Annotated in this window: 21 protein-coding genes; 14 read left to right on the forward strand and 7 right to left on the reverse strand. The window is 48.1% G+C overall.

Annotated elements, in window-relative coordinates; translation table 11 throughout:
- Positions 1 to 54: 54 nt before the first annotated feature.
- The 7 genes from purD (at position 55) to BM358_RS22485 (ending at position 6,495) form a co-directional block, all read left to right on the forward strand.
- Positions 55 to 1,320: a phosphoribosylamine--glycine ligase gene (purD, locus tag BM358_RS22455; protein WP_023987055.1), complete on the forward strand. Its 1,266-nt coding sequence runs from the start codon at positions 55 to 57 to the stop codon at positions 1,318 to 1,320.
- Between the two features lie 125 nt (positions 1,321 to 1,445).
- Positions 1,446 to 2,123: a TetR/AcrR family transcriptional regulator gene (locus BM358_RS22460; protein ID WP_028541986.1), complete on the forward strand. Its 678-nt coding sequence runs from the start codon at positions 1,446 to 1,448 to the stop codon at positions 2,121 to 2,123.
- Between the two features lie 99 nt (positions 2,124 to 2,222).
- Positions 2,223 to 3,080 carry a substrate-binding periplasmic protein gene (locus tag BM358_RS22465; protein WP_025723274.1) on the forward strand — a complete coding sequence of 286 codons (858 nt, stop codon included), beginning with the start codon at positions 2,223 to 2,225 and terminating at the stop codon, positions 3,078 to 3,080.
- A gap of 85 nt (positions 3,081 to 3,165) precedes the next feature.
- Entirely contained in the window at positions 3,166 to 3,813 is a 648-nt protein-coding gene (locus BM358_RS22470; RefSeq protein WP_013308808.1) for an amino acid ABC transporter permease, read from the forward strand.
- 14 nt (positions 3,814 to 3,827) lie between these two features.
- The gene (locus BM358_RS22475) at positions 3,828 to 4,577 is read left to right on the forward strand and encodes an amino acid ABC transporter ATP-binding protein (protein ID WP_081366795.1); all 750 of its coding nucleotides are present in this window, start codon (positions 3,828 to 3,830) and stop codon (positions 4,575 to 4,577) included.
- Between the two features lie 54 nt (positions 4,578 to 4,631).
- Positions 4,632 to 5,057, forward strand: a complete 426-nt coding sequence (locus tag BM358_RS22480) for an OsmC family protein (RefSeq protein WP_023987060.1) — start codon at positions 4,632 to 4,634, stop codon at positions 5,055 to 5,057.
- Positions 5,058 to 5,241: 184 nt separating this feature from the next.
- Positions 5,242 to 6,495, forward strand: coding sequence for a serine hydrolase (locus tag BM358_RS22485; RefSeq protein ID WP_028541988.1), 1,254 nt, complete (start codon positions 5,242 to 5,244; stop codon positions 6,493 to 6,495).
- A 40-nt stretch (positions 6,496 to 6,535) separates the two neighbouring features.
- Here BM358_RS22485 and BM358_RS22490 read toward each other — a convergent pair whose 3' ends face one another.
- From BM358_RS22490 to BM358_RS22510, 5 genes are all read right to left on the reverse strand, one after another.
- Positions 6,536 to 7,513: a FecCD family ABC transporter permease gene (locus BM358_RS22490; RefSeq protein ID WP_028541989.1), complete on the reverse strand. Its 978-nt coding sequence runs from the start codon at positions 7,511 to 7,513 to the stop codon at positions 6,536 to 6,538.
- On the reverse strand, positions 7,510 to 8,514 hold the full coding sequence (locus BM358_RS22495; RefSeq protein ID WP_028541990.1) for a FecCD family ABC transporter permease: 1,005 nt from the start codon (positions 8,512 to 8,514) through the stop codon (positions 7,510 to 7,512). Before BM358_RS22495 ends, BM358_RS22490 begins: the two co-directional genes overlap by 4 nt.
- Positions 8,511 to 9,491: an ABC transporter substrate-binding protein gene (locus tag BM358_RS22500; protein ID WP_028541991.1), complete on the reverse strand. Its 981-nt coding sequence runs from the start codon at positions 9,489 to 9,491 to the stop codon at positions 8,511 to 8,513. The genes BM358_RS22495 and BM358_RS22500 overlap by 4 nt, the downstream gene beginning before the upstream one ends.
- Before the next feature lie 201 nt (positions 9,492 to 9,692).
- Positions 9,693 to 10,421: a response regulator gene (locus BM358_RS22505; protein WP_023987065.1), complete on the reverse strand. Its 729-nt coding sequence runs from the start codon at positions 10,419 to 10,421 to the stop codon at positions 9,693 to 9,695.
- A complete protein-coding gene (locus BM358_RS22510; RefSeq protein WP_028541992.1) occupies positions 10,414 to 12,087 on the reverse strand; it encodes an ATP-binding protein in 1,674 nt (557 codons plus the stop codon). The genes BM358_RS22505 and BM358_RS22510 overlap by 8 nt, the downstream gene beginning before the upstream one ends.
- 161 nt (positions 12,088 to 12,248) lie before the next feature.
- Here BM358_RS22510 and BM358_RS22515 point away from each other — a divergent pair, with 161 nt between their 5' ends.
- Both BM358_RS22515 and BM358_RS22520 read left to right on the forward strand, forming a co-directional pair.
- The gene (locus BM358_RS22515) at positions 12,249 to 12,542 is read left to right on the forward strand and encodes a putative quinol monooxygenase (protein WP_013308817.1); all 294 of its coding nucleotides are present in this window, start codon (positions 12,249 to 12,251) and stop codon (positions 12,540 to 12,542) included.
- A gap of 44 nt (positions 12,543 to 12,586) precedes the next feature.
- Positions 12,587 to 13,411 carry an aldo/keto reductase gene (locus BM358_RS22520; protein ID WP_028541993.1) on the forward strand — a complete coding sequence of 275 codons (825 nt, stop codon included), beginning with the start codon at positions 12,587 to 12,589 and terminating at the stop codon, positions 13,409 to 13,411.
- A gap of 92 nt (positions 13,412 to 13,503) precedes the next feature.
- Here the strand turns inward: BM358_RS22520 and BM358_RS22525 are convergent, their stop codons facing one another.
- Entirely contained in the window at positions 13,504 to 14,157 is a 654-nt protein-coding gene (locus tag BM358_RS22525) for an SdpI family protein (RefSeq protein ID WP_028541994.1), read from the reverse strand.
- On the reverse strand, positions 14,154 to 14,465 hold the full coding sequence (locus BM358_RS22530) for an autorepressor SdpR family transcription factor (protein WP_013308820.1): 312 nt from the start codon (positions 14,463 to 14,465) through the stop codon (positions 14,154 to 14,156). The genes BM358_RS22525 and BM358_RS22530 overlap by 4 nt, the downstream gene beginning before the upstream one ends.
- 217 nt (positions 14,466 to 14,682) lie before the next feature.
- Here BM358_RS22530 and BM358_RS22535 point away from each other — a divergent pair, with 217 nt between their 5' ends.
- The 5 genes from BM358_RS22535 (at position 14,683) to BM358_RS22555 (ending at position 18,958) form a co-directional block, all read left to right on the forward strand.
- The gene (locus BM358_RS22535) at positions 14,683 to 15,294 is read left to right on the forward strand and encodes an alpha/beta hydrolase (RefSeq protein WP_028541995.1); all 612 of its coding nucleotides are present in this window, start codon (positions 14,683 to 14,685) and stop codon (positions 15,292 to 15,294) included.
- A gap of 73 nt (positions 15,295 to 15,367) precedes the next feature.
- On the forward strand, positions 15,368 to 15,592 hold the full coding sequence (gene tlp / locus BM358_RS22540; RefSeq protein WP_013308822.1) for a small acid-soluble spore protein Tlp: 225 nt from the start codon (positions 15,368 to 15,370) through the stop codon (positions 15,590 to 15,592).
- Positions 15,593 to 15,832: 240 nt separating this feature from the next.
- Positions 15,833 to 17,125: an ABC transporter substrate-binding protein gene (locus tag BM358_RS22545; RefSeq protein ID WP_023987070.1), complete on the forward strand. Its 1,293-nt coding sequence runs from the start codon at positions 15,833 to 15,835 to the stop codon at positions 17,123 to 17,125.
- A 27-nt stretch (positions 17,126 to 17,152) separates the two neighbouring features.
- Positions 17,153 to 18,115, forward strand: a complete 963-nt coding sequence (locus tag BM358_RS22550; RefSeq protein ID WP_023987071.1) for a carbohydrate ABC transporter permease — start codon at positions 17,153 to 17,155, stop codon at positions 18,113 to 18,115.
- Positions 18,116 to 18,118: 3 nt separating this feature from the next.
- On the forward strand, positions 18,119 to 18,958 hold the full coding sequence (locus BM358_RS22555; protein WP_023987072.1) for a carbohydrate ABC transporter permease: 840 nt from the start codon (positions 18,119 to 18,121) through the stop codon (positions 18,956 to 18,958).
- Positions 18,959 to 19,079: the final 121 nt, after the last annotated feature.

Consider the following 19,079-nt stretch of genomic DNA (forward strand, 5'->3'; position numbering starts at 1 on the left):
ATGCAGCAGCATTTTCACCTGAACAATCTAATGGGAGCGGGAGGAAACACCTGAATGGATATTTTGGTTATCGGAGGGGGCGGCCGCGAACATGCAATTGTGTGGGCGCTGAAGAAGAGCCCCAAGGCCGGGCAAATCTATTGCGCACCAGGCAATGCTGGTATCGGACAGTTAGCGGAGTGCGTGCCGATTCCGGTGAGTGACTTTGACGCGCTGACAGAGCTGGCGGAATCCAAAAAGGTAGGACTTGTCGTGGTTGGTCCCGATGATCCGCTGGCAGATGGCATTGTGGATGCTTTTGAAGCGAAAGGCATTCCAGTATTCGGACCGCGTAAAAATGCAGCGGAAATTGAAGGCAGCAAAATCTTCATGAAGGATTTGCTCCATAAATATCATATTCCGACAGCAACCTATCGCAAGTTTTATACTTACGAGGAAGCACATGCATACTTGAAGGAGCAACCGATCCCAGTCGTCATCAAGGCAGACGGACTGGCGGCAGGCAAAGGGGTAACGGTCGCGTACTCGATGGAGGAAGCGGAAAAGGCTCTCTCTGACATTATGGTGGCCAAGGTGTTTGGTGAAGCCGGGGCACAAGTCGTGATCGAGGAGTTTCTGGCTGGTCAGGAAATGTCGATTCTCTCCTTTGTCGACGGTGAAACGGTTCGTCCGATGGCTGCGGCGCAAGACCACAAGCCAATTTTTGATGGTGACAAAGGGCCGAATACAGGTGGCATGGGTACGTATTCTCCGTTGCCTCACATAGCCAATTCCATTATTGAGGAAGCTATTGAGACGATTATTAAGCCGACGGCCAAGGCCATGGTTGCTGAAGGGCGTCCGTTCCGAGGTGTATTATTTGCTGGATTGATGATTTCGCCGGACGGCAAGCCGAAGACTATTGAGTTTAATGCACGTTTCGGTGATCCGGAAACTCAAGTGGTTCTGCCTCGTTTAAAATCCGATCTGCTCGATATATTTCTCGCTGCTGTAAATGGCACGCTGGATCAGGTGGAGATTGAGTGGAAGGATGAAGCGGCGGTGTGCGTGGTGCTGGCATCCGGAGGTTATCCTGCAGCTTACGCCAAAGGCGTACCTATCCACGGATTGGAACAGGTAGACGAAGCCATTGTGTTCCATGCTGGAACAGGCATCAACGAACAGGGTGAGTGGGTAACGAACGGCGGACGTGTATTAGGTGTGGTCGGCTTGGGACGTGATATTGCCGGGGCACGGAACAAAGCTTACGAACAGGCGGATCGTATTACCTTTGAAGGTAAACAAAACCGTACGGATATTGCGGCAAAAGCATTGCTGTAGCAGTAATATATAGGATAAAGAGGACCTCTGAGGAGGTTCTCTTTTTTCGTTTGACAAAAGTATACTTATCCTATAGGATTAAAAATACAAAACTGACTGACTGATCAATCGGGAGGAGGAAACCCATGCAGCCACGGAAGGCGAAGCAGTCCGAGACCGTCTCGAATGACCAACCTGCTGAGCACGCGGGAGAAGAAACAGACCGCAGAACACAGCTTCTTCACATTGCATTGAAGCGGTTCGCCGAGCAGGGTTACCATCAAACGAAGATTTCAGATATCGTGGTAGAGGCGGGAGTAGCCCAAGGCACGTTTTATTGGCATTTTAAAAGTAAAGAGGCACTGGCGCTTGAGATTATCGCTACCGGTCGTGAACAACTACTGTCAGCGATCGGACAGGGATATCGCAGTGACGCGGGAACGCTGGCTGATATGGTTAAGGCATCGGAGGCGCTGTTTGTTCGGTTATTTGATTTTGCATTGGAGAACCGCTATCTGATGGGTTTGCTGTTGATCGGCAGCGGTGTCGATGAACCGGTGCGCCAGAGTATCCGAGAGACAAGGGCCGCAATGGAACTGGCATTCCGGCGCAATATGGAAAGAGCGATCGAGCTGAACATGTTGCCTGCTGAATTGGATGTCGAATTAAGGGCGGCACTACTCATGAGTATGATCGAAGGTGTCATTACACGCTGGCTATTCGGTTCAGAGGGAACACATGACCACATCACGCAGATAACTGCTAAAAGATTGGCAGCAGAGGCGGCTAATTTTGAGTTTTATGGACTATTAGGTCAAAGCTAGATGTGCAACATCGCATGAATGGGGCGTTGGCAACAAATAATATAGCCAAATCACATAGAAGAACTCAATCATTTACATCCAGACAGGAGAGAACGATACATGAAAACACGTAAAAAAGGGTTCTTGGTAACTACACTCATGGCTCTGGCATTGTTCAGCCTTGTGCTGAGCGCTTGCGGTACTAAGCCAGAAGCTTCTAATACTAGCAATGGAGCGGGTAGCAGTAATGTGGCAGCGAGTAACCAGCTCGAAGCAATCAAGAAGGCTGGTGTAATTAAGGTAGGCATGATGGGCACCTATCCGCCGTACAATTTTTTGAACGACAACAAGGAATTGGACGGATTTGATGTGGATATCGCCAAAGAATTGGCGAAGCGGATTGGAGTGAAACCGGAGTTCACGGCACAAGAATTCTCGGGACTGGTTCCAAGTTTGCAAAAGAAAAAATTCGATGCAGTGATTAGCCAGGTTACGATCACAGAGGATCGTAAGAAGGCCATTGACTTCACAGAGCCTTATATCACAAACAATGTAAACATTATCGTAAACAGCAAAACAAATGATATTACCAAGCTGGAGGACTTTAAAGGCAAAACCATTGGTGTCGGCTTGGGAACGAATGATGAATCTTATCTGCGGAATGAAGTACTACCGAAGGTAGGCGATTTTGAGATTAAAACGTATGATGATGTCATTACTTCCTTAAAGGATTTAAACTCTGGCCGTATTGACGCAACCATTAACAATCTGTATGCTCTCAAGCCCATTATTGATAAAAACGGGTTCCAAATTAAAGCCGTAGGCGAGCCGATTAAATCGGACCAAGCGGGTGTAGCTATTAACCAGAAAACTCCTGAGCTCAAAGAAGCCTTGAACAAGGCTTTGAAGGAAATGAAGGAAGACGGCACTTACAAAACAATTTTCAAAAAATGGTTTGGCGAGGAGCCAAAAGAATAACGTAAGCCTGTTAGAGGCGTCTGGCTCCAGTCTTGGCTTTTATGCTGACATGGGGCCACTCGTCTGAAAGAAGGGAATATAACCGATGCTTGAATTAATGTGGGAGAACGTCCCTTTTTTATTAAAGGGTGCTTATTATACGCTTTATATTACGATTGTCTCTATGTTTTTTGGCCTAATCATTGGTTTGGTTGTTGCTGTGGCCCGGTTGAAGGGGAATCGACCCGTTCGATGGCTGGCGCGCATGTATGTATCGATCATTCGGGGGACGCCGGTTTTGGTGCAGATTGCGGTCATTTATTATGGACTGGATGATTATGGCATATCATTCGGATCGCTGACGGCTGCTTGTCTGGCACTCAGTATTAACACAGGAGCGTACTTATCGGAGACGTTCCGTGGAGCTATTTTAGCCGTACCCCAGGGACAGACCGAGGCAGCTTATGCGACGGGAATGTCGCCCGGTCAAACGATGTGGCGCATTATTCTTCCTCAGGCGGTACGCATTGCAATTGCACCGATGGGGAATACATTTGTAGGTATGCTTAAAGAAACGTCGCTGGTGTCGGTTATCGGGGTCAGTGAATTGATGCGACAGGCACAGCTTTTACAGGCACAGTATTTGCTCTACATGCCGTTTCTGCTCGAAATTGGCCTGATGTACTGGATTATGAGCATTGGATTCTCCGCTATACTGGAGCGGGTGGAAAAGCGTCTGGCTCGAGCTTATTAAGGTGGAGATGATAGATGATGATAACAACAAACGGATTAGGTAAACGATTCGGACAGGTAGAGGTTCTGAAAAGCATTGATTTTCAGGTTGCCGCTCGTGAAATCGTCGTATTACTCGGCCCGAGCGGCTCAGGTAAAAGTACCTTGCTGCGCTGCCTGAACGGTCTTGAAGAGCTGTCTTCCGGCAAGTTTGAGGTGAATGGGATTGAGGTAGATGCTACGGCTCCCGTTCGTGTCCGCCAAGCAGCCATTCGTGATATTCGCAAACAGACGGGGATGGTGTTTCAGCAATTCAATCTGTATCCGCACAAAACCGCAATCGGCAATGTCATTGAAGGACTGCTGACAGTAAAAAAAATGCCGCGCGACAAGGCTATGTCCATCGGACAACGGTTGTTGGAGCGGGTGGGGTTATCGGATAAGCAGGATGTACATCCTTCACGTCTGTCCGGTGGACAGCAGCAGCGGGTAGCCATTGCACGTGCGCTGGCGATGGACCCGGCGATTATGCTATTCGACGAGCCGACATCGGCGCTTGATCCCGAGCTGGTAGGGGAAGTGCTGGGTGTTATGCGAGAGTTGGCTCAAGACGGAATGACGATGGTCGTCGTTACTCATGAGATGAAATTTGCTCGCGAGGTGGCAGACAAGGTTATATTTATGGCAGATGGTATCATTTTGGAGGAGGCAGCGCCACAGGCGTTTTTTGACACTCCCCAGCATGAGAGAACACAGAAATTTTTACGCCAAATCAGTGAGTTTTAAAGTAAGATCGAGGATAAATCATAGATTATTAAGATGGAAAGAAGGCCTTTGAACATGAAAGTATCTACAACTTGGCACGGCAAACGCGCGTTTACTTCGGAGGGACCATCCGGTTATTCTGTAGGGATGGATGCTACGGCGGCTTATGGCGGTGATGGTAAAGGGATGACACCCATGGAACTGCTGTTGGCAGGTCTGGCAGGATGTATGGGGATCGATATCACAATGATTTTGGATCGTTTCTTGTCGGACATTACTCGTATTGATATTGACGCAGAAGGTACGCGCAAGGAAGAAATGCCGACAGGCTTTACAGCGATTGATCTGACATTCCATGTAGATGGAGATATTCCAGATTACCGCGTATGGAAAGCGATTCAGATGGGTAAGGAAAAATATTGTGCAGTATCCGACTCCTTAAAAGCGGAAATTCGGATGCACCTCATATTGAATGGAACCGAAGTACCCTATCCAGCATAAGTGTCGAAGGGTAATGAAAGAGAGTCAGCCTGTGTTATGTACAGGAGGCTCTCTTTTTTTATGTTATTTGAAAATATGACACGTAATGAAACTTTTTGTACTGTGTTTTCGTTTAAAATAGAAATTGAAATATAAAAATGGGAAAATAAACCTGTGTATGAAGTGTATACAGGGGGAGGTTATAGTGAAACGAAAGCGCCTTATCATAGTAGCAACTATTTTGGCTACAGTGCTCATCGTTATGGGAGTGGCAACAGGATTACTATCTTTCATGCAGAATCAAGTGGCTAATCCCCCGAATACCGTCCGGCCCACAACTGCGATTGCAGCCGAGGTTGAGGGTGAAACAAAGGAACAGGATGCTGCCACGCGTTTACTTCATTTTGTGGAGGAGAATGCAGAAAAAGTTTCGATTACGATTCTGAGAGATGAAAAAAAGCTGGCAGGCCAAGAGGAAAACCGGATGATGCCTTTGGCGAGCACCGTCAAAACAATCATTGCGATCGAATATGCCAAGCAAGCGGCGGTGGATCAGATCAACCCGGATGACAGAGTGAAGCTGATTTCGCTGGAAAGGTTTTATTTGCCGGGTTTGGATGGTGGTGCTCATACGGCGTGGCTACAGAATATGGAGGCTAAAGGGCGGATACAGAATGAAACTGTATCTGTACGAGACGTCGCCAAGGGGATGATTCAATTTAGTTCCAACGCCAATGCGGAGTATTTAATGGACAAACTGGGGGTGGATGCGATCAATCGGACGAGAGCCAAAATGGGGCTGCAAAATCATGATCCCATTTATCCGTTTGTATCCTCCATTTTGATTCCTTACGAATGGATGAAGGAGAGACAAGGTGAGAATTGGAATAATACAAAGAATAAAATTTCTGCCAAAGAAGCCATTCAGGCGATGTCGGACACGGAGTTTCGCCGATATGCCCGCGTGATTCATAACAAGCTGCGCCGTGATGTGAGTGGTTCTTACAAGAAAAACGCAGATATTGAGACCTGGTATGATCAGGATTATGACCGTATTAATACGGATCGTTTTATAGCTTCAACGACGGCCGATTATGCCTCTTTAATGAGTAAGCTGAACCGCCGTCAAGGGTTCACAAAAGCTGAGCAAAAGTTATTGTCCGAGGTCATGGAGGAACCATTTATGGTTCTTCCTGAAAACCAGCAATTCCTGAAACATACTGGGCAAAAAGGAGGCTCCACGGCTTACGTTTTGACACTGGCAATGTATGCGACAGATAAAGAAGGGCATTCGACAGAGCTAGCTGTCTTTTTTAACGATTTGGACCCTAGCACAAATGCCAGCTTTCCTGAAATGATAAATGTTTTTAAAAAGAGGTTACTGCATGATGAATCGTTTAGAGAAGAAGTTAATCGGCGTATCGGTGTACAGGTAGCGCTGCTAAACGCTAGAGTATAGTACTGCGTTTAGCAGCGCTGCGCAACTTCTTATCCTAATCCTATTCGCTGCCTTTTTGTTTGCGTTCCCGCAGCAATAGATACAGAAAATATGGCGCGCCAATGACGGCTGTCACGATGCCAGCGGGAATTTCGAGCGGCGGCTTCAGACCTCGTCCCAGCGCGTCAGCAAGGACGAGAATCAGGGCGCCGATCATCGCCGAGCCGGGCAATAGATAGCGGTGGCGATTGCCAAATAACCGCCGTGCCAGATGCGGTGCCAGCAGTCCGATAAAGCCGATGGAGCCGATGGCAGCAACACAGGAGGCAGCCAAGGCGACTGACACGGCTAGCAGTCCTGTACGCACGCGTTTCACGCTAAGTCCCAGCCCAGCAGAGCTTTCTTCATCTAGGCTCATAATGTCGAGCTTACGCTGTAGGGTATAGGCGAGAGGCAGCAACACGATTAACCACGGCAGTAGCCCATACACTTCGTCCCAGCCTTTTCCCCACAGACTTCCAGCTAGCCAAGTGAGCGTGTCGCTGGCTTCGAGTGGATACTTGACCAGTATATAATCGGTCGCAGCCTGAAAAATAGCGCCCACCGCCAGTCCGGTCAAGGCTAGCATATTGGGACGCATGCCTCCCTTCATCGAAAGCTGTACGAGCAACAGTGCAGCTAGTCCGGCACCGACAAAGGCCGCTACAGGCAACAGCGCCACTGGGGATGAGGGTAGCAGTACGATGACGAGAACCGCCGCAAAGCCGGCCCCCTTGGATACACCTACCACATCTGGCGAGGCTAGCGGGTTGCGGATCATGCCTTGTAGCAGAACACCGGCTACTGCCAGCCCAGCTCCGGCCATGATGGCCAGCAGACCACGTGGCAGCCGATAGTGGTGAACGATGAACCAGGAAGAGGCACTCCGATCCGTCAGAGCTGTGATCAGCTCAGAGGGCGTAATGTAGGTGCTGCCCACGCCTATAGCTATAAAAGCAACACCCAGCATGAGCGCGAGTAAAATCCACAGTTTTTTCATCGTGAAGCCCTCCCGTTCTTATGCGCCAGATATAAAAAGAAGGGCGCACCCACCAGCGCCGTTACAATACCAACGGGCGACTCATAAGGAAATGCAATGAATCGTCCAAGCACGTCTGCATATGTCAGCAGCAGAGCTCCGCAGATTGCAGACAGGGGAATGACCCGCTTGTAATTGTCACCTGTAAACATCTTGATGATATTCGGCACCATCAGGCCCACAAAGCCGATGGACCCGGCTACCGCTATGGCAGAGCCTGCCAGCATAATCACTGAGGCCGAGGCCAGTAGACGGACAAGACGTACGTTTTGTCCCAATCCTTGTGCGACTTCCGTCCCGAGGCTCAGCACAGATAGCGAGGGGGCCAGCGCCAGCGCAAGGATCATACCCACGGCGAACCATGGCAGCACCAGACGCGTGTCGGCCCAAGTGGAACCATCGATGGCTCCGGCGAGCCAATACAGCACATCGGATATTTGCTCGTTGAACACGAGCAGTCCCTGGGTGATGGAGGCCAGCAACAGATGCACGGCCATCCCGGCAAGGGCCAGCTTAACCGGCGTCATGCCCGCCGTTCCGGCCAGCGCATATACGAAGGAGCCGCCTGCGATGGCCCCGGCAAAAGCAAAATAAATGCTGCCGGACGATCCGATATTCGGCAGCAGCACGACGGACAGCACGACAGCCAGCGAAGCGCCTGAGCTGACCCCGAATACCTGCGGCGAGGCCAGCGGGTTGCGTGTGATGGCCTGCATCAGGGCTCCAGCCACGGCGAGCCCCGCCCCGACGATTAGGCCAATAACGGCACGCGGTAGGCGTACCGTCAAGACAATGAGCTGATCCTTGGACGGATGCTCGGTGAACAGCGCAGTCAGCATGGTGGGGATGTCCATCCTGACTGGGCCAATCGCCACGCTGAGCAGCAATCCAGCCAGCAACGCAGCGATAAGTGCAAAGAAGACCGGCTTATTCAGCCGGTCGCGTGAGACTTGTCCGATCAACGGGAGCCGTCTCCTTTACTTTGCGCGGGATACAGAAGCGAAATGGCTTGCTCCAGTATTTTCTCGGCTGAGCCGAGTCCACGGTACCGGGTCCATAGTGCCCGGTTCACTTCGTAAACTTCCCCTTTTTTGACGGCCGTAATGTTTTGCCAAAGCGGGTTTTGCTTCCATTCCGCAATCAGCTTCTCATCGGCTTCCACCAAAAAGATCACATCAGGATCCGCTTGTGCAATCTGTTCCAGCGTCAGCTTGACGGTAGGCTCGCTTGTATTTTGAAGGGCATTGTGAATACCCGCTTGCTCCAGCAGTTGTCCATCAAAGGATGAAGCACCGTGAGCCGATAGTGAATCAGAGCGGAATACCCCTAGCAATACGCTACGTGACTCGCCAGCTTTGATGCCTTCTTTTAACTTTTCCATGGTAGCTTTATGCGCAGTGAGAATTTGCTCGCCTTTTTCCTTCTCGCCCAACGCATCGGCGATGACACCGAAGGATGCCAGGTTTTGTTCATAGGAGGAATTGCGGCTCTTTAGAACAATGGTCGGAGCAATCTCGCTTAGTTCTTTGTATATGCTTTTATGACGATTCAGATCGGCAATAATCAAATCCGGCTTTAGGGAGCTAATCGTTTCCAGGTTTGGCTGTTTGCGCGTCCCTACTGGTGTGAAGTTGATTTTCTTACCGAGCAGCCCATCAATATCATCGTCATTTTCCTGAGCTATGCCGACAGGAGTAACGCCCAGTTGGGTTGTGGCATCGACAAAAGAGAATTCCAGGGTTACGATTCTTTTGGGTGTACCTGTAACCTTGGTTTCTCCCATCTCATGTTTAATCATTCGAGTGTCGCCTGTTGCTTGAGGTGCTGCTGTGCTGTTATCTTGTGACTGGCGTCCACATCCCGCCATAATGACCGTCAGTAGTGCCAGGATCGCTGCAAGCAGCATGCCTGTGCGCAGTGGTTGTTTCGGTGTTGCCATACGTTATCCCCCGTTCCAGTATGATTATCAGAGAAACTGATAATCATTATCAATCAACTAACTGTTGATCATTCTAGCAATCGGGAAGGAGGACGTAAATAATGTGGTCATTTAAACCGTTTTGATCGATTAAGTGAATTAAATTCAATAAAATTATGAATAGGAGGAGGGGGAAGTAACAGGACATCAGAGTTGGGTGGTTTATGCATCCCTCCGCTGTCGCCGATAGATACGCTCCGGTCTGCCGACGGTTCCGTACACCTGATCGTGGTGCGCGTCGCCACTTTCCACTAAATACTCCAGATACCTTCTGGCTGTAGAACGGCTCATACCCAGCTCAATTCCCACTGTACCTGTAGTCACCTCACCCCGTCGATTCAGGAGATCTAGCACTTTGTCGCAGGTTACTTTATCGATGCCTTTGGCCCATAATTCTCCGACTCCGTTCCCCGCCATCCGACCGGTGCCCGCGCTTTGAAGCAAACTGTCAATTTCAGATTGTTCGACTGTGGATTGTTCCTCTTGCCATGTTGTGATTTGTCGCCGAAATCGGGCATATTCCTCCAAGGTCGCACGCAATCTCTCGAATATAAGCGGCTTTACGATAAAATCAAACACGCCTGCTCGAACGGCTTGTACCACTGTTTCAGCTTCTTTGGCGGCAGTCAGCATAATAACATCTGTACCCGGATAGTGTTGCTTGATGAACGATAGCAGGGTTAGACCATCCGTATCAGGAAAATAAACATCCAGCACGACTAGAGGAGGACGGAGCACGTCCAGTTGAAGTTTTGCCTCAAATTCGTTCGTCGCGATTGCACATACGGTGAACCCGTCTACCTTTTCAATAAATCGGCGGTTAATCTCCGCAATTCGCGGATCGTCTTCAATAATAAGAACCTCAATGTCCGATAAAACTCGCTCATTCATGGGCATAACCTCCTTTTGCATCATTACTCATATCTGTCCTATGTAAAGGAATGTATACCTCAAAAATACTTCCACCACCAGGCCGTTCATGCACTTCAATAGAGCCGCCCATTCGTTCAGTGTACTCCAGCACGAGAGCAAGGCCATATCCATGTCCTGCATCTGCTTTGGTCGAAGCTCCCCTGACAAACAGCTTTTCTTGGATATCGTCCGAAATTCCCGATCCGTTATCCGCAACTTCGACGATGATGACTTCAGTCGTTTCTTCAAGCCGGAACCAGACCTGTCCGTCAGAGATGGAGGACATCGCAACAGCTTCCATGGCATTGTCCAGCAGGTTTCCGGCTATGGAAGCGAGAAAGGACCACTCCAACGTAGGAGACTGGGTTGAGAATGCTCCTTTAATATCAAAATGGAGTAAAACCCCTTTTTCCAGCGCCTGTTTCTTCTTACCGATCAGTAGGCTGGCGATGATTGAATCGGTTAGGAGAGCTGTGCCAATCGGCCTGTGTACACGATATTCCTCTGATTCCTGGGTGATAAAGTCCACCGCTTCGTCATAACACTCCAACTGAATCAGGCCGGATATGAGATACAGCCGATTGGCGTATTCGTGTGTTTGTGATCGAAGTACTTCCGCGTAATCTTTGACCTCTGTCAACTGTTGTGTCATGTGGAGCAGTTCGGTCTTGTCACGCAGACTGGCAACTGTGCCCATGATGCGACCGGAACGATCCTGGATCGGCACACGGCTGACGACTACAATTCGCTGCTGGACCTCAATTTCCTTATTCCATATGTCCTGTCCCTGATCTGGCCCCATCGTTGAATGCTCTACTGTGTAATCGGCAACAAGCATATCAACCAGTACATCTGGAACACCTGTCAAGTGACGAAGGTCGCATCCGTAGATAGAGGTTTCCGCGGGGAGTCCGATCAAGCGAGCTGCCTGTGGATTGGCAAGTGTGATTTGTCCGTTACTATTAACCGCGATAATTCCTTCGCCGATGGACTCAATAATGGCTTGCTTTTCCTGGTACAACCGTCCGATCTCCACTGGCTCCAGTCCATGCAGTGCGCGTCGAACCCGTTGCGCTATAACCAGGCTTCCCAATATGCCGATCATCAGCGCGCCCACCATAAACCAGAGCCATGCATATGTGTATGTACGAATATTTTGCTGCACATCTGTCATTAAAAAACCTACAGAGACGAGCCCGATGGCCTTACCTTGCGTATCATAAACGGCTGTTTTGGCGCGTATTGACGGTCCGAGAGAACCCGTCGATTCAGTGATAAAGGACTGCCCTTGCAGTACCTTATCATTCATGGGGTCTATCATAGGCGTGCCGATACGCTCCGGGTTTACATGCCACTGTCGAATGAGATGACGATCAGCAATAGTAATAAAATCAGCGCCGCTGCTGGCTTGGACAGGCTTTATGACCTCGTTGATACGCGAACGCAATTGCGTCGTCTCAGTCTGCTCCAGAGCGTCTCTGACCTGCGCATCTACGGCGAGGGTATTGGCGACGGTGAGCGCCCTTTCTCCGATTTCATCATATAGAGCGGAGGTGATCATATATCGAAAGGATAATCCCAACAGCCCGGTAACTACCAGTACTAAAAGAGATATAAATACCATTAGTTTTGTCTGAAAACGCACATGCCTTCACCGCCGTTAAACAAAATATAGGAGGAACGGATCAGCTGATCTTCTCCCCCATACGATCTATTTTACTGTATTACAGAAACGCCCGCACTTTTATTCTGTCGAAAGAATGGTCTATAATAGAAATAGTTACATAATACGAGGAGGAACATAATATGATTATTATTCATGCCGATATGAAAGTTTTACCTGAAAAAAGAGAGACTTTTCTGCAACAAACCCAAGGGCTGATCAGCGCATCCCAAGCTGAAGAAGGCAATGTACGTTACACGTTAATGCAGGATCTGAATGATCCCAACGCATTTACGATGGTTGAAGAGTGGAAAGATGCTGCTGCTGTAGATTTCCATAATAATTCTGCCCATTTCCAGGCATTTGTTGCCGCGGCTAAAGAATTGTTGGCTGCTCCACTTCAAGTGAATGCTTTTCAGGATGCAACTAAACTGTAATCATCCCGTTGAATAATTCATAATCAGGAACAGGAGGAATAGACATGGGGAACATTGCGGATACAACTGTACTGAATAACGGAGTTCAGATGCCTTGGCTCGGTTTCGGTACTTACAAGGCGGAAGGCAATGAGGTCTACGAAGCGGTCAAAACAGCTATTGAGGTCGGTTACCGTCACATTGATACAGCGGCGATCTACGGCAACGAGGAACTGGTTGGACAAGCCATTCGTGATAGTGGAGCGGCTAGAGAAAATCTGTTTGTAACTACCAAGCTATGGAATCAGGATCAAGGCTACGATTCAACACTGCGTGCCTTTGAGGATAGCCGTAAGCGGCTAGGTCTGGATATCATTGATCTGTATCTCATTCATTGGCCTGGCAAGGATAAGTACAAGGAAACCTGGAAGGCATTCGAACGACTGTATGAAGAAGGAAGCGTACGCGCTATCGGAGTTAGTAACTTCCAAGTTCACCATCTCGAAGACCTCCTCAAAGACAGCAACATGGTTCCTGTCATCAACCAAGTGGAGCTTCACCCTCGTCTGACTCAACAAGAGCTGCATCAATACTGCCGGGAGCACCAGATTCAGCTTGAATCGTGGAGTCCGCTGATGAAGGGGAAATTAACCGAGCAAGCGGACATCGTTGAGATTGCTGCCAAATACGGTAAAACCTCTTCGCAGGTTATTTTGCGTTGGCATCTGGATCGGGGGATTGTGACGATTCCCAAATCTGTAACCGCGCATCGTATTCGCGAAAATGCTGATTTATTCGATTTTGAATTGACGACTGAGGATATTGAACGAATCAATGGTCTTCATCTTGATGAGCGTGTAGGCACGCATCCCGATAAGCTGCTGTTCTAATATTAATATTTAAATGTACAAAGAACCTCCTATTCTACGTTTATCGTGGATTGGGAGGTTCCTTTTTTAGGTTCAGGATTGGCTTTGTCTGCTTACTGGTTTAGCTTACGATACAACAAGAGAGAATAGAGTATGGGAGAGATGACGGATATGATCAGCACGGATAGAAAAATGACCGTTCCCGCCACTCCATCGACCCATGCCGCCACCAAACCCGAAGCACCACCGAGCATCATCATAGGTCCTCCGAAACGGTGCGTTTTACGCCATACCTCGGGGTTAGACAGAGTCCACGGAGTGCGGATACCGAAGGTATAGTTCGGCTGCACCTGAGTCATATAATTACCCATCACCAGCAGCAGCAGGCCTATTACTCCCAAAATTATAGTATTCATTTGCAGTCGTATGTTCAGGTTATACAGCAGCATCCCCCATCCAGCTACAGCGAGAACCAAAGAAATACCTGCACGCGTAACTTCATAGGCTTTTGAAAATTTCTCATAATTAGCTCTGTTGGGGTCCATGTAGCGTGCCAATCGAATGACCAGCGGTACTAGACCCAACAGCACGAGCATGATAATAGAACCACTTTTGCTCATATACCCGTCTGCTGTATTGTCAAAGCCAAAATGCGAGGCTAGAACATTGGGAAGTCGGTCGTACAGCAGTATAGCGCCTATAGCGGGTGATAAGGCAATCAAAGTCGTCAAAACATCCGTAAAGCCCCAAGGTGTTCGCAATTTCATTCAGATCCCTCCGTATCCTTGATATGATTCACATTTTTCTGGGCAGGGGTATCGGAGTGGGCGATGCTGAACATCCAACCGATGACATCCGCCACAACCGTTGTATGCAGGGTGTAGATAATGTTTTGCCCCTGTCGTTCATCCAGCACCAGCCCAGCCTGCTTCAGGATATTGAGATGGTGGGAGATGCTGGGCTTACTAATTTGAAAATGTTCAGCCACTTCACCTGCGCTCATACTTTTCTCCTTTAAAAGCTGTAAGATTGTACGCCGGGTTGGATCAGCCAAAGCTTTGAAGGCATCGTTCAAAATACATTTCCTCCTTTAGATATTTAGATAATATTCTAAATATCTAACACGATAGTAAAATAGAGCTATACTACATGTCAATGGAACAAGGCATCATTTTAGAAAAAAGATGTAGATCAGACTAATTAGGTTTGTAAAAGGCAGCGAAGTTGGCTATAATTAATTTATACTAAAAATAAGAATCTTAATTTAAAGAAAAAATGAGGAGGAAATATAAATGAAACACGTATTTCGTAAAGGAAATCATCCGCAAGCCCCGGTTATTTTGCTGTTGCATGGTACAGGCGGGAACGAACAAGACCTGATACCTTTGGCTGAGATGGTAGCACCGGGAGCTTCTGTATTAGGCGTGAGAGGAAATGTGCTGGAAAATGGGATGCCACGTTTCTTTCGCCGTTTGGCAGAAGGAGTGTTCGACATTGAGGATCTCGTATTTCGCACCAAAGAACTGAGCGAATTTGTGGACACAGCTGCAGAGCAATACGATTTTGATCGTAATAACGTGGTGGCTCTTGGCTACTCCAATGGTGCAAACATAGCCGCCAGCATGCTCTTTCACGATGCAAAAGCGTTACGTGGAGCTATTTTACACCATGCAATGGTGCCGTTGCGTGGGCTGGATTTGCCCGCTTTGAATGGTATCCCTGTATTCTTGTCTTCCGGTGAGAATGACCCCATTGTTCCAATTTCGGAATCTCAGGAGCTGCAAGCATTATTGGAAGGGGCCGGAGCGCAGGTGGAAGCATATTGGGAACGAAATGGTCATCAATTGACTCGGACTGAAGCCGTAGCCGCAGGAAAGTGGTTTGGGGAGCATTTTAATGCATAAAATGCTCCGATAGCGATCAAGCTACGGATTAGCGCTCTACTGAGCGACCCCATTATTAGGAGGCGACAAACGAATGGCAAAACCAGATAATCGAGCCGATAATGTTGAACATTTGCAACAAAGTATTCAGAACACACAGCAGAACCTGCATGAAGCTGAAGGATATCTAAACGAATTTTCCTCTGAAATCAGCAACGAGGAGCGTAAGCAGATCGAAGAAAAAAATAATCGTCGTAAAGAAAGTATTAGATCATTTCGGGAAGAAGTGAAGGACGAAGCAGCCCATTCCCAAGAGTAGTTAAAAAAGCGAGGCCCAACTTCGAGTTTCAATTCGAGTGGGGCCTCTTTTTTATGCAAAAATCATCATAGCCTCATTCAATTCATTTTCCCCCTATAATGCAAAGGAGACGCTAATCTGCGTTGAAAATAAATATTTTATAAATAATGTTGTTGTAAACTAATTTGTGTTGATGTTAAATAATAAAAGAAAGCGCAATCATTTACGAATTAGGATTTCATCATGCGAAGGGGGAAGGATATGCTGCTGCGAAGAAAACGCATGGCTTTGATGCTTATGGCGGTGGTTTTGATGGCTGGACTGCTGCAAGGCTGTTCTTTCAAGACCGATGAAAAGGATGGGCCGGGAACAGAACTTGTATTATGGACGTTCAATGAACTGCATGAGAAGTTTTTTCTGCAAATGGCTGACCAATGGAACCAACAGCACCCTGATGAATTGATTAATTTGAAAGCGAATACATTTCCTTATGATAACCATCACAGTAAGCTGTCGATTGCGCTGCAATCGGGGGTGGGAGCGCCGGATATCGCGGATATCGAGGTGAACAAGATTGGTAATTTCCTCAAAGGCATACCGCAGCTGGTCCCGCTCAATCCGGTGATTGACCCCGAGATCAATAACATTGTGCCTTCCAGAGTACAGATTTACGGCAAAGACGGTAAATATTACGGCATTGACTTCCACGTTGGGGCCGAAGTGATGTACTACAATAAAGAGATTATGGACCAGGCGGGGGTAAACCCGGATTCCATCGTCACCTGGGCAGACTATGCTGCTGCAGGCAAGCAAGTACTGGCGAAAACAGGCAAGCCCATGGCGACCTTAGAAACGAATGACCTATGGAGCTATTGGCCGATGATCTCCCAGCAAAATTCAGATTTTCTGGATGACAAGGGCGAGTTGACGTTGGATAACGAAACCAATATTAAAACACTCGAGTTTCTTCAACAGATGATAAAAGACAAAATCGCTATTCCCGCACCGGGCGGCGGGCATCACATGGAGGAATACTACGGATTTATGAACAAAGGTGGGGCCGCTTCGGTATGGATGCCGATGTGGTATATGGGACGTTTTACGGATTACATGCCTGACCTAAAAGGTAAAATTATCATCAGACCCATGCCAGCGTGGGAAAAAGGTGGTTTTCGCTCAGCGGGTATGGGTGGAACCGGAACAGTAGTCACGAACCAATCAGAGCACCAGGATCTGGCGATGCGCTTTCTGGCCTTTGCCAAGCTATCCAAGCAAGGGAATGTGGAGATCTGGAAGCAGCTTGGTTTTGATCCCATCCGTAGTGAAGTGTGGACCATGCCGGAAGCCAAAGCCAAGAATAAATTTACGGAGTATTTCGGAACGAATATTTTTGACACGCTCATCGAAGTCAAAGATGAAATCAATGCGGTGCATATCGGTCCGAAAACGCCTGATATCGCCAGTGCTGTGCGCAATAAAATACTTTATCGGACACTACAGAATGGCGAAGATCCAGCCACGGTGCTACATGAGCTGGCAGATGAACTGAGATAGACCCCAACAGGAAAGGGAGTGAGATTCATGGCAACGCCCGTTCATACGAACGCTAATGTACCGACAGGTCAGCCGCCACAGCCTCAGCGTCCGACCAGAAGCCGATGGAGTCGCTTTATTCATTCCAGCCGTACGGCACCGTATGTGTTTGTCCTTCCATTTTTACTGTCCTTTGCGTTATTTTTTGCCTATCCGGTCATATCGACGGTCATTATGAGCTTTCAGGAAGTCCTGCCAGGGATAACAACTTATGTTGGACTGGAAAATTATAAGGACTTAATCAATCCTACGTTTGGAAAGGCGATATTGAATAGCGTCCTGTACACGCTCCTTACCCTGGTCGTGCTGATTCCTCTGCCGCTGGTATTGGCGGTATTGCTGAATTCGCCTAAAATGCCGGGCAGAGGGTTGTTTCGCTCCGTGATGTTTATCCCTGCACTAACCTCAGTGGTGGTAGCAGGAACGATCTTCCGCCTCATGTTCGGGGAATTGGATGGTTCGCTGATGAACTCCCTGTTGGGGGTATTCGGTCTGGAGCCTTACAAATGGCTAATGAACGCGAACACCGGCTTTTTAGCGTTGATCGTGCTGGCCTTGTGGAGATGGTTAGGCGTGAACATGCTGTATTACATGTCGGGACTCCAGAACATTCCTCCCGAGTTGTATGAAGCTGCGCAGATTGATGGAGCCAGTCGTTTCGATTCATTTTGGCGGATTACGATTCCTATGCTGAAACCAGTGACGATCTACGTATTTACGATTAGCATTTATGCGGGGTTATCCATGTTCACGGAGAGCTACATGCTGTGGAACGGAAATAACTCCCCGAACGATATTGGTTTAACGATTGTTGGCTATCTCTATCGCCAAGGTCTGGAGCAGAACAGTATGGGCTTTGGAGCTGCGGTGGGCATTGTATTGCTCGTATTTACACTCGTGCTGAACCTGATCCAGCTCAAATTTTTCGGCATGTTCCGGAAGGAGGATTAAGCGATGGCTCAGAAACAAAAAGGCTCGTTATCCGCATTGCTCGTTGTCCTGTTCATTCTGTTTGCCGGGTTTGCCTTGTTTCCGCTATTTGCTGTGACGCTTGCCTCGTTCAAGCCATCGACGGAGCTGCTGCGCTACGGCTTGAATCTTAAGCTGGAGTGGGGCATCATGTCCTTGAAAAACTATGCGTTCATCTTTCAGGGGACGACGGATTATTTTCAATGGTACTGGAACAGTATTGTCATTACCGTCTTGTTTACGGTGTTATGTTTGATATTGTCCGCGATGGTAGGCTACGGTCTGGAGATGTACCGTTTTAGATTGAAAAATGTGATTTTCACACTGGTGCTGGTCGTGATGATGATCCCGGTAGAAATTATCATGCTGCCGCTCTACAAGCTAATGATTGGCATGAAGCTGATTAATACAGTATGGGGCGTAATTCTACCCTTCGTCGTCGCGCCGATCCCGATCTTTTTCTTCCGTCAATATTTGAGTGGTGTTCCCAAGGACTTCATGGATGCTGCGCGGGTTGACGGCTGTTCAGAATATGGCATTTTCGTACGGATTATGATGCCTCTGATGGCGCCAGCATTTGCGGCAATGGCTATTTTGCAGGCGATGAACAGTTGGAATAACTTCCTGTGGCCGATGATTGTATTGCGTACCAATGACATGCTGACACTACCGATTGGTTTGTCCAGTCTGCTGACGCCGTATGGCAACAATTATGATGTGCTGATCGCGGGATCCGTTTTGGCTATTTTACCGATTCTCGTCGTGTTCCTGTTCTTCCAGCGTTATTTTATTGAAGGAATGACGGCAGGTGGAGTAAAAGGGTAATCGGAAAGGTATTAAATAGAGCAATGGAATACAAGAAATGTGCAACGTCAGAAAAGGCTGATCGGGCATTGTCCCGGTCTGCCTTTTTTTAGATTCGATTGATTTTCATTCTCATTTTCAT

The sequence above is a fragment of the Paenibacillus sp. cl130 genome (assembly GCF_900116035.1).
GTDB lineage: Bacteria > Bacillota > Bacilli > Paenibacillales > Paenibacillaceae > Paenibacillus > Paenibacillus polymyxa_B.

What these genes read in the sequence shown, in the direction of transcription:
- purD (WP_023987055.1), top strand. Translation starts at nt 55, where the DNA reads ATGGATATTTTGGTTATCGGAGGGGGCGGCCGCGAACATGCAATTGTG.
- BM358_RS22460 (WP_028541986.1), top strand. Translation starts at nt 1,446, where the DNA reads ATGCAGCCACGGAAGGCGAAGCAGTCCGAGACCGTCTCGAATGACCAA.
- BM358_RS22465 (WP_025723274.1), top strand. Translation starts at nt 2,223, where the DNA reads ATGAAAACACGTAAAAAAGGGTTCTTGGTAACTACACTCATGGCTCTG.
- BM358_RS22470 (WP_013308808.1), top strand. Translation starts at nt 3,166, where the DNA reads ATGCTTGAATTAATGTGGGAGAACGTCCCTTTTTTATTAAAGGGTGCT.
- BM358_RS22475 (WP_081366795.1), top strand. Translation starts at nt 3,828, where the DNA reads ATGATGATAACAACAAACGGATTAGGTAAACGATTCGGACAGGTAGAG.
- BM358_RS22480 (WP_023987060.1), top strand. Translation starts at nt 4,632, where the DNA reads ATGAAAGTATCTACAACTTGGCACGGCAAACGCGCGTTTACTTCGGAG.
- BM358_RS22490 (WP_028541989.1), bottom strand. Translation starts at nt 7,513, where the DNA reads ATGAAAAAACTGTGGATTTTACTCGCGCTCATGCTGGGTGTTGCTTTT.
- BM358_RS22500 (WP_028541991.1), bottom strand. Translation starts at nt 9,491, where the DNA reads ATGGCAACACCGAAACAACCACTGCGCACAGGCATGCTGCTTGCAGCG.
- BM358_RS22505 (WP_023987065.1), bottom strand. Translation starts at nt 10,421, where the DNA reads ATGAATGAGCGAGTTTTATCGGACATTGAGGTTCTTATTATTGAAGAC.
- BM358_RS22515 (WP_013308817.1), top strand. Translation starts at nt 12,249, where the DNA reads ATGATTATTATTCATGCCGATATGAAAGTTTTACCTGAAAAAAGAGAG.
- BM358_RS22520 (WP_028541993.1), top strand. Translation starts at nt 12,587, where the DNA reads ATGGGGAACATTGCGGATACAACTGTACTGAATAACGGAGTTCAGATG.
- BM358_RS22525 (WP_028541994.1), bottom strand. Translation starts at nt 14,157, where the DNA reads ATGAAATTGCGAACACCTTGGGGCTTTACGGATGTTTTGACGACTTTG.
- BM358_RS22535 (WP_028541995.1), top strand. Translation starts at nt 14,683, where the DNA reads ATGAAACACGTATTTCGTAAAGGAAATCATCCGCAAGCCCCGGTTATT.
- tlp (WP_013308822.1), top strand. Translation starts at nt 15,368, where the DNA reads ATGGCAAAACCAGATAATCGAGCCGATAATGTTGAACATTTGCAACAA.
- BM358_RS22545 (WP_023987070.1), top strand. Translation starts at nt 15,833, where the DNA reads ATGCTGCTGCGAAGAAAACGCATGGCTTTGATGCTTATGGCGGTGGTT.
- BM358_RS22550 (WP_023987071.1), top strand. Translation starts at nt 17,153, where the DNA reads ATGGCAACGCCCGTTCATACGAACGCTAATGTACCGACAGGTCAGCCG.
- BM358_RS22555 (WP_023987072.1), top strand. Translation starts at nt 18,119, where the DNA reads ATGGCTCAGAAACAAAAAGGCTCGTTATCCGCATTGCTCGTTGTCCTG.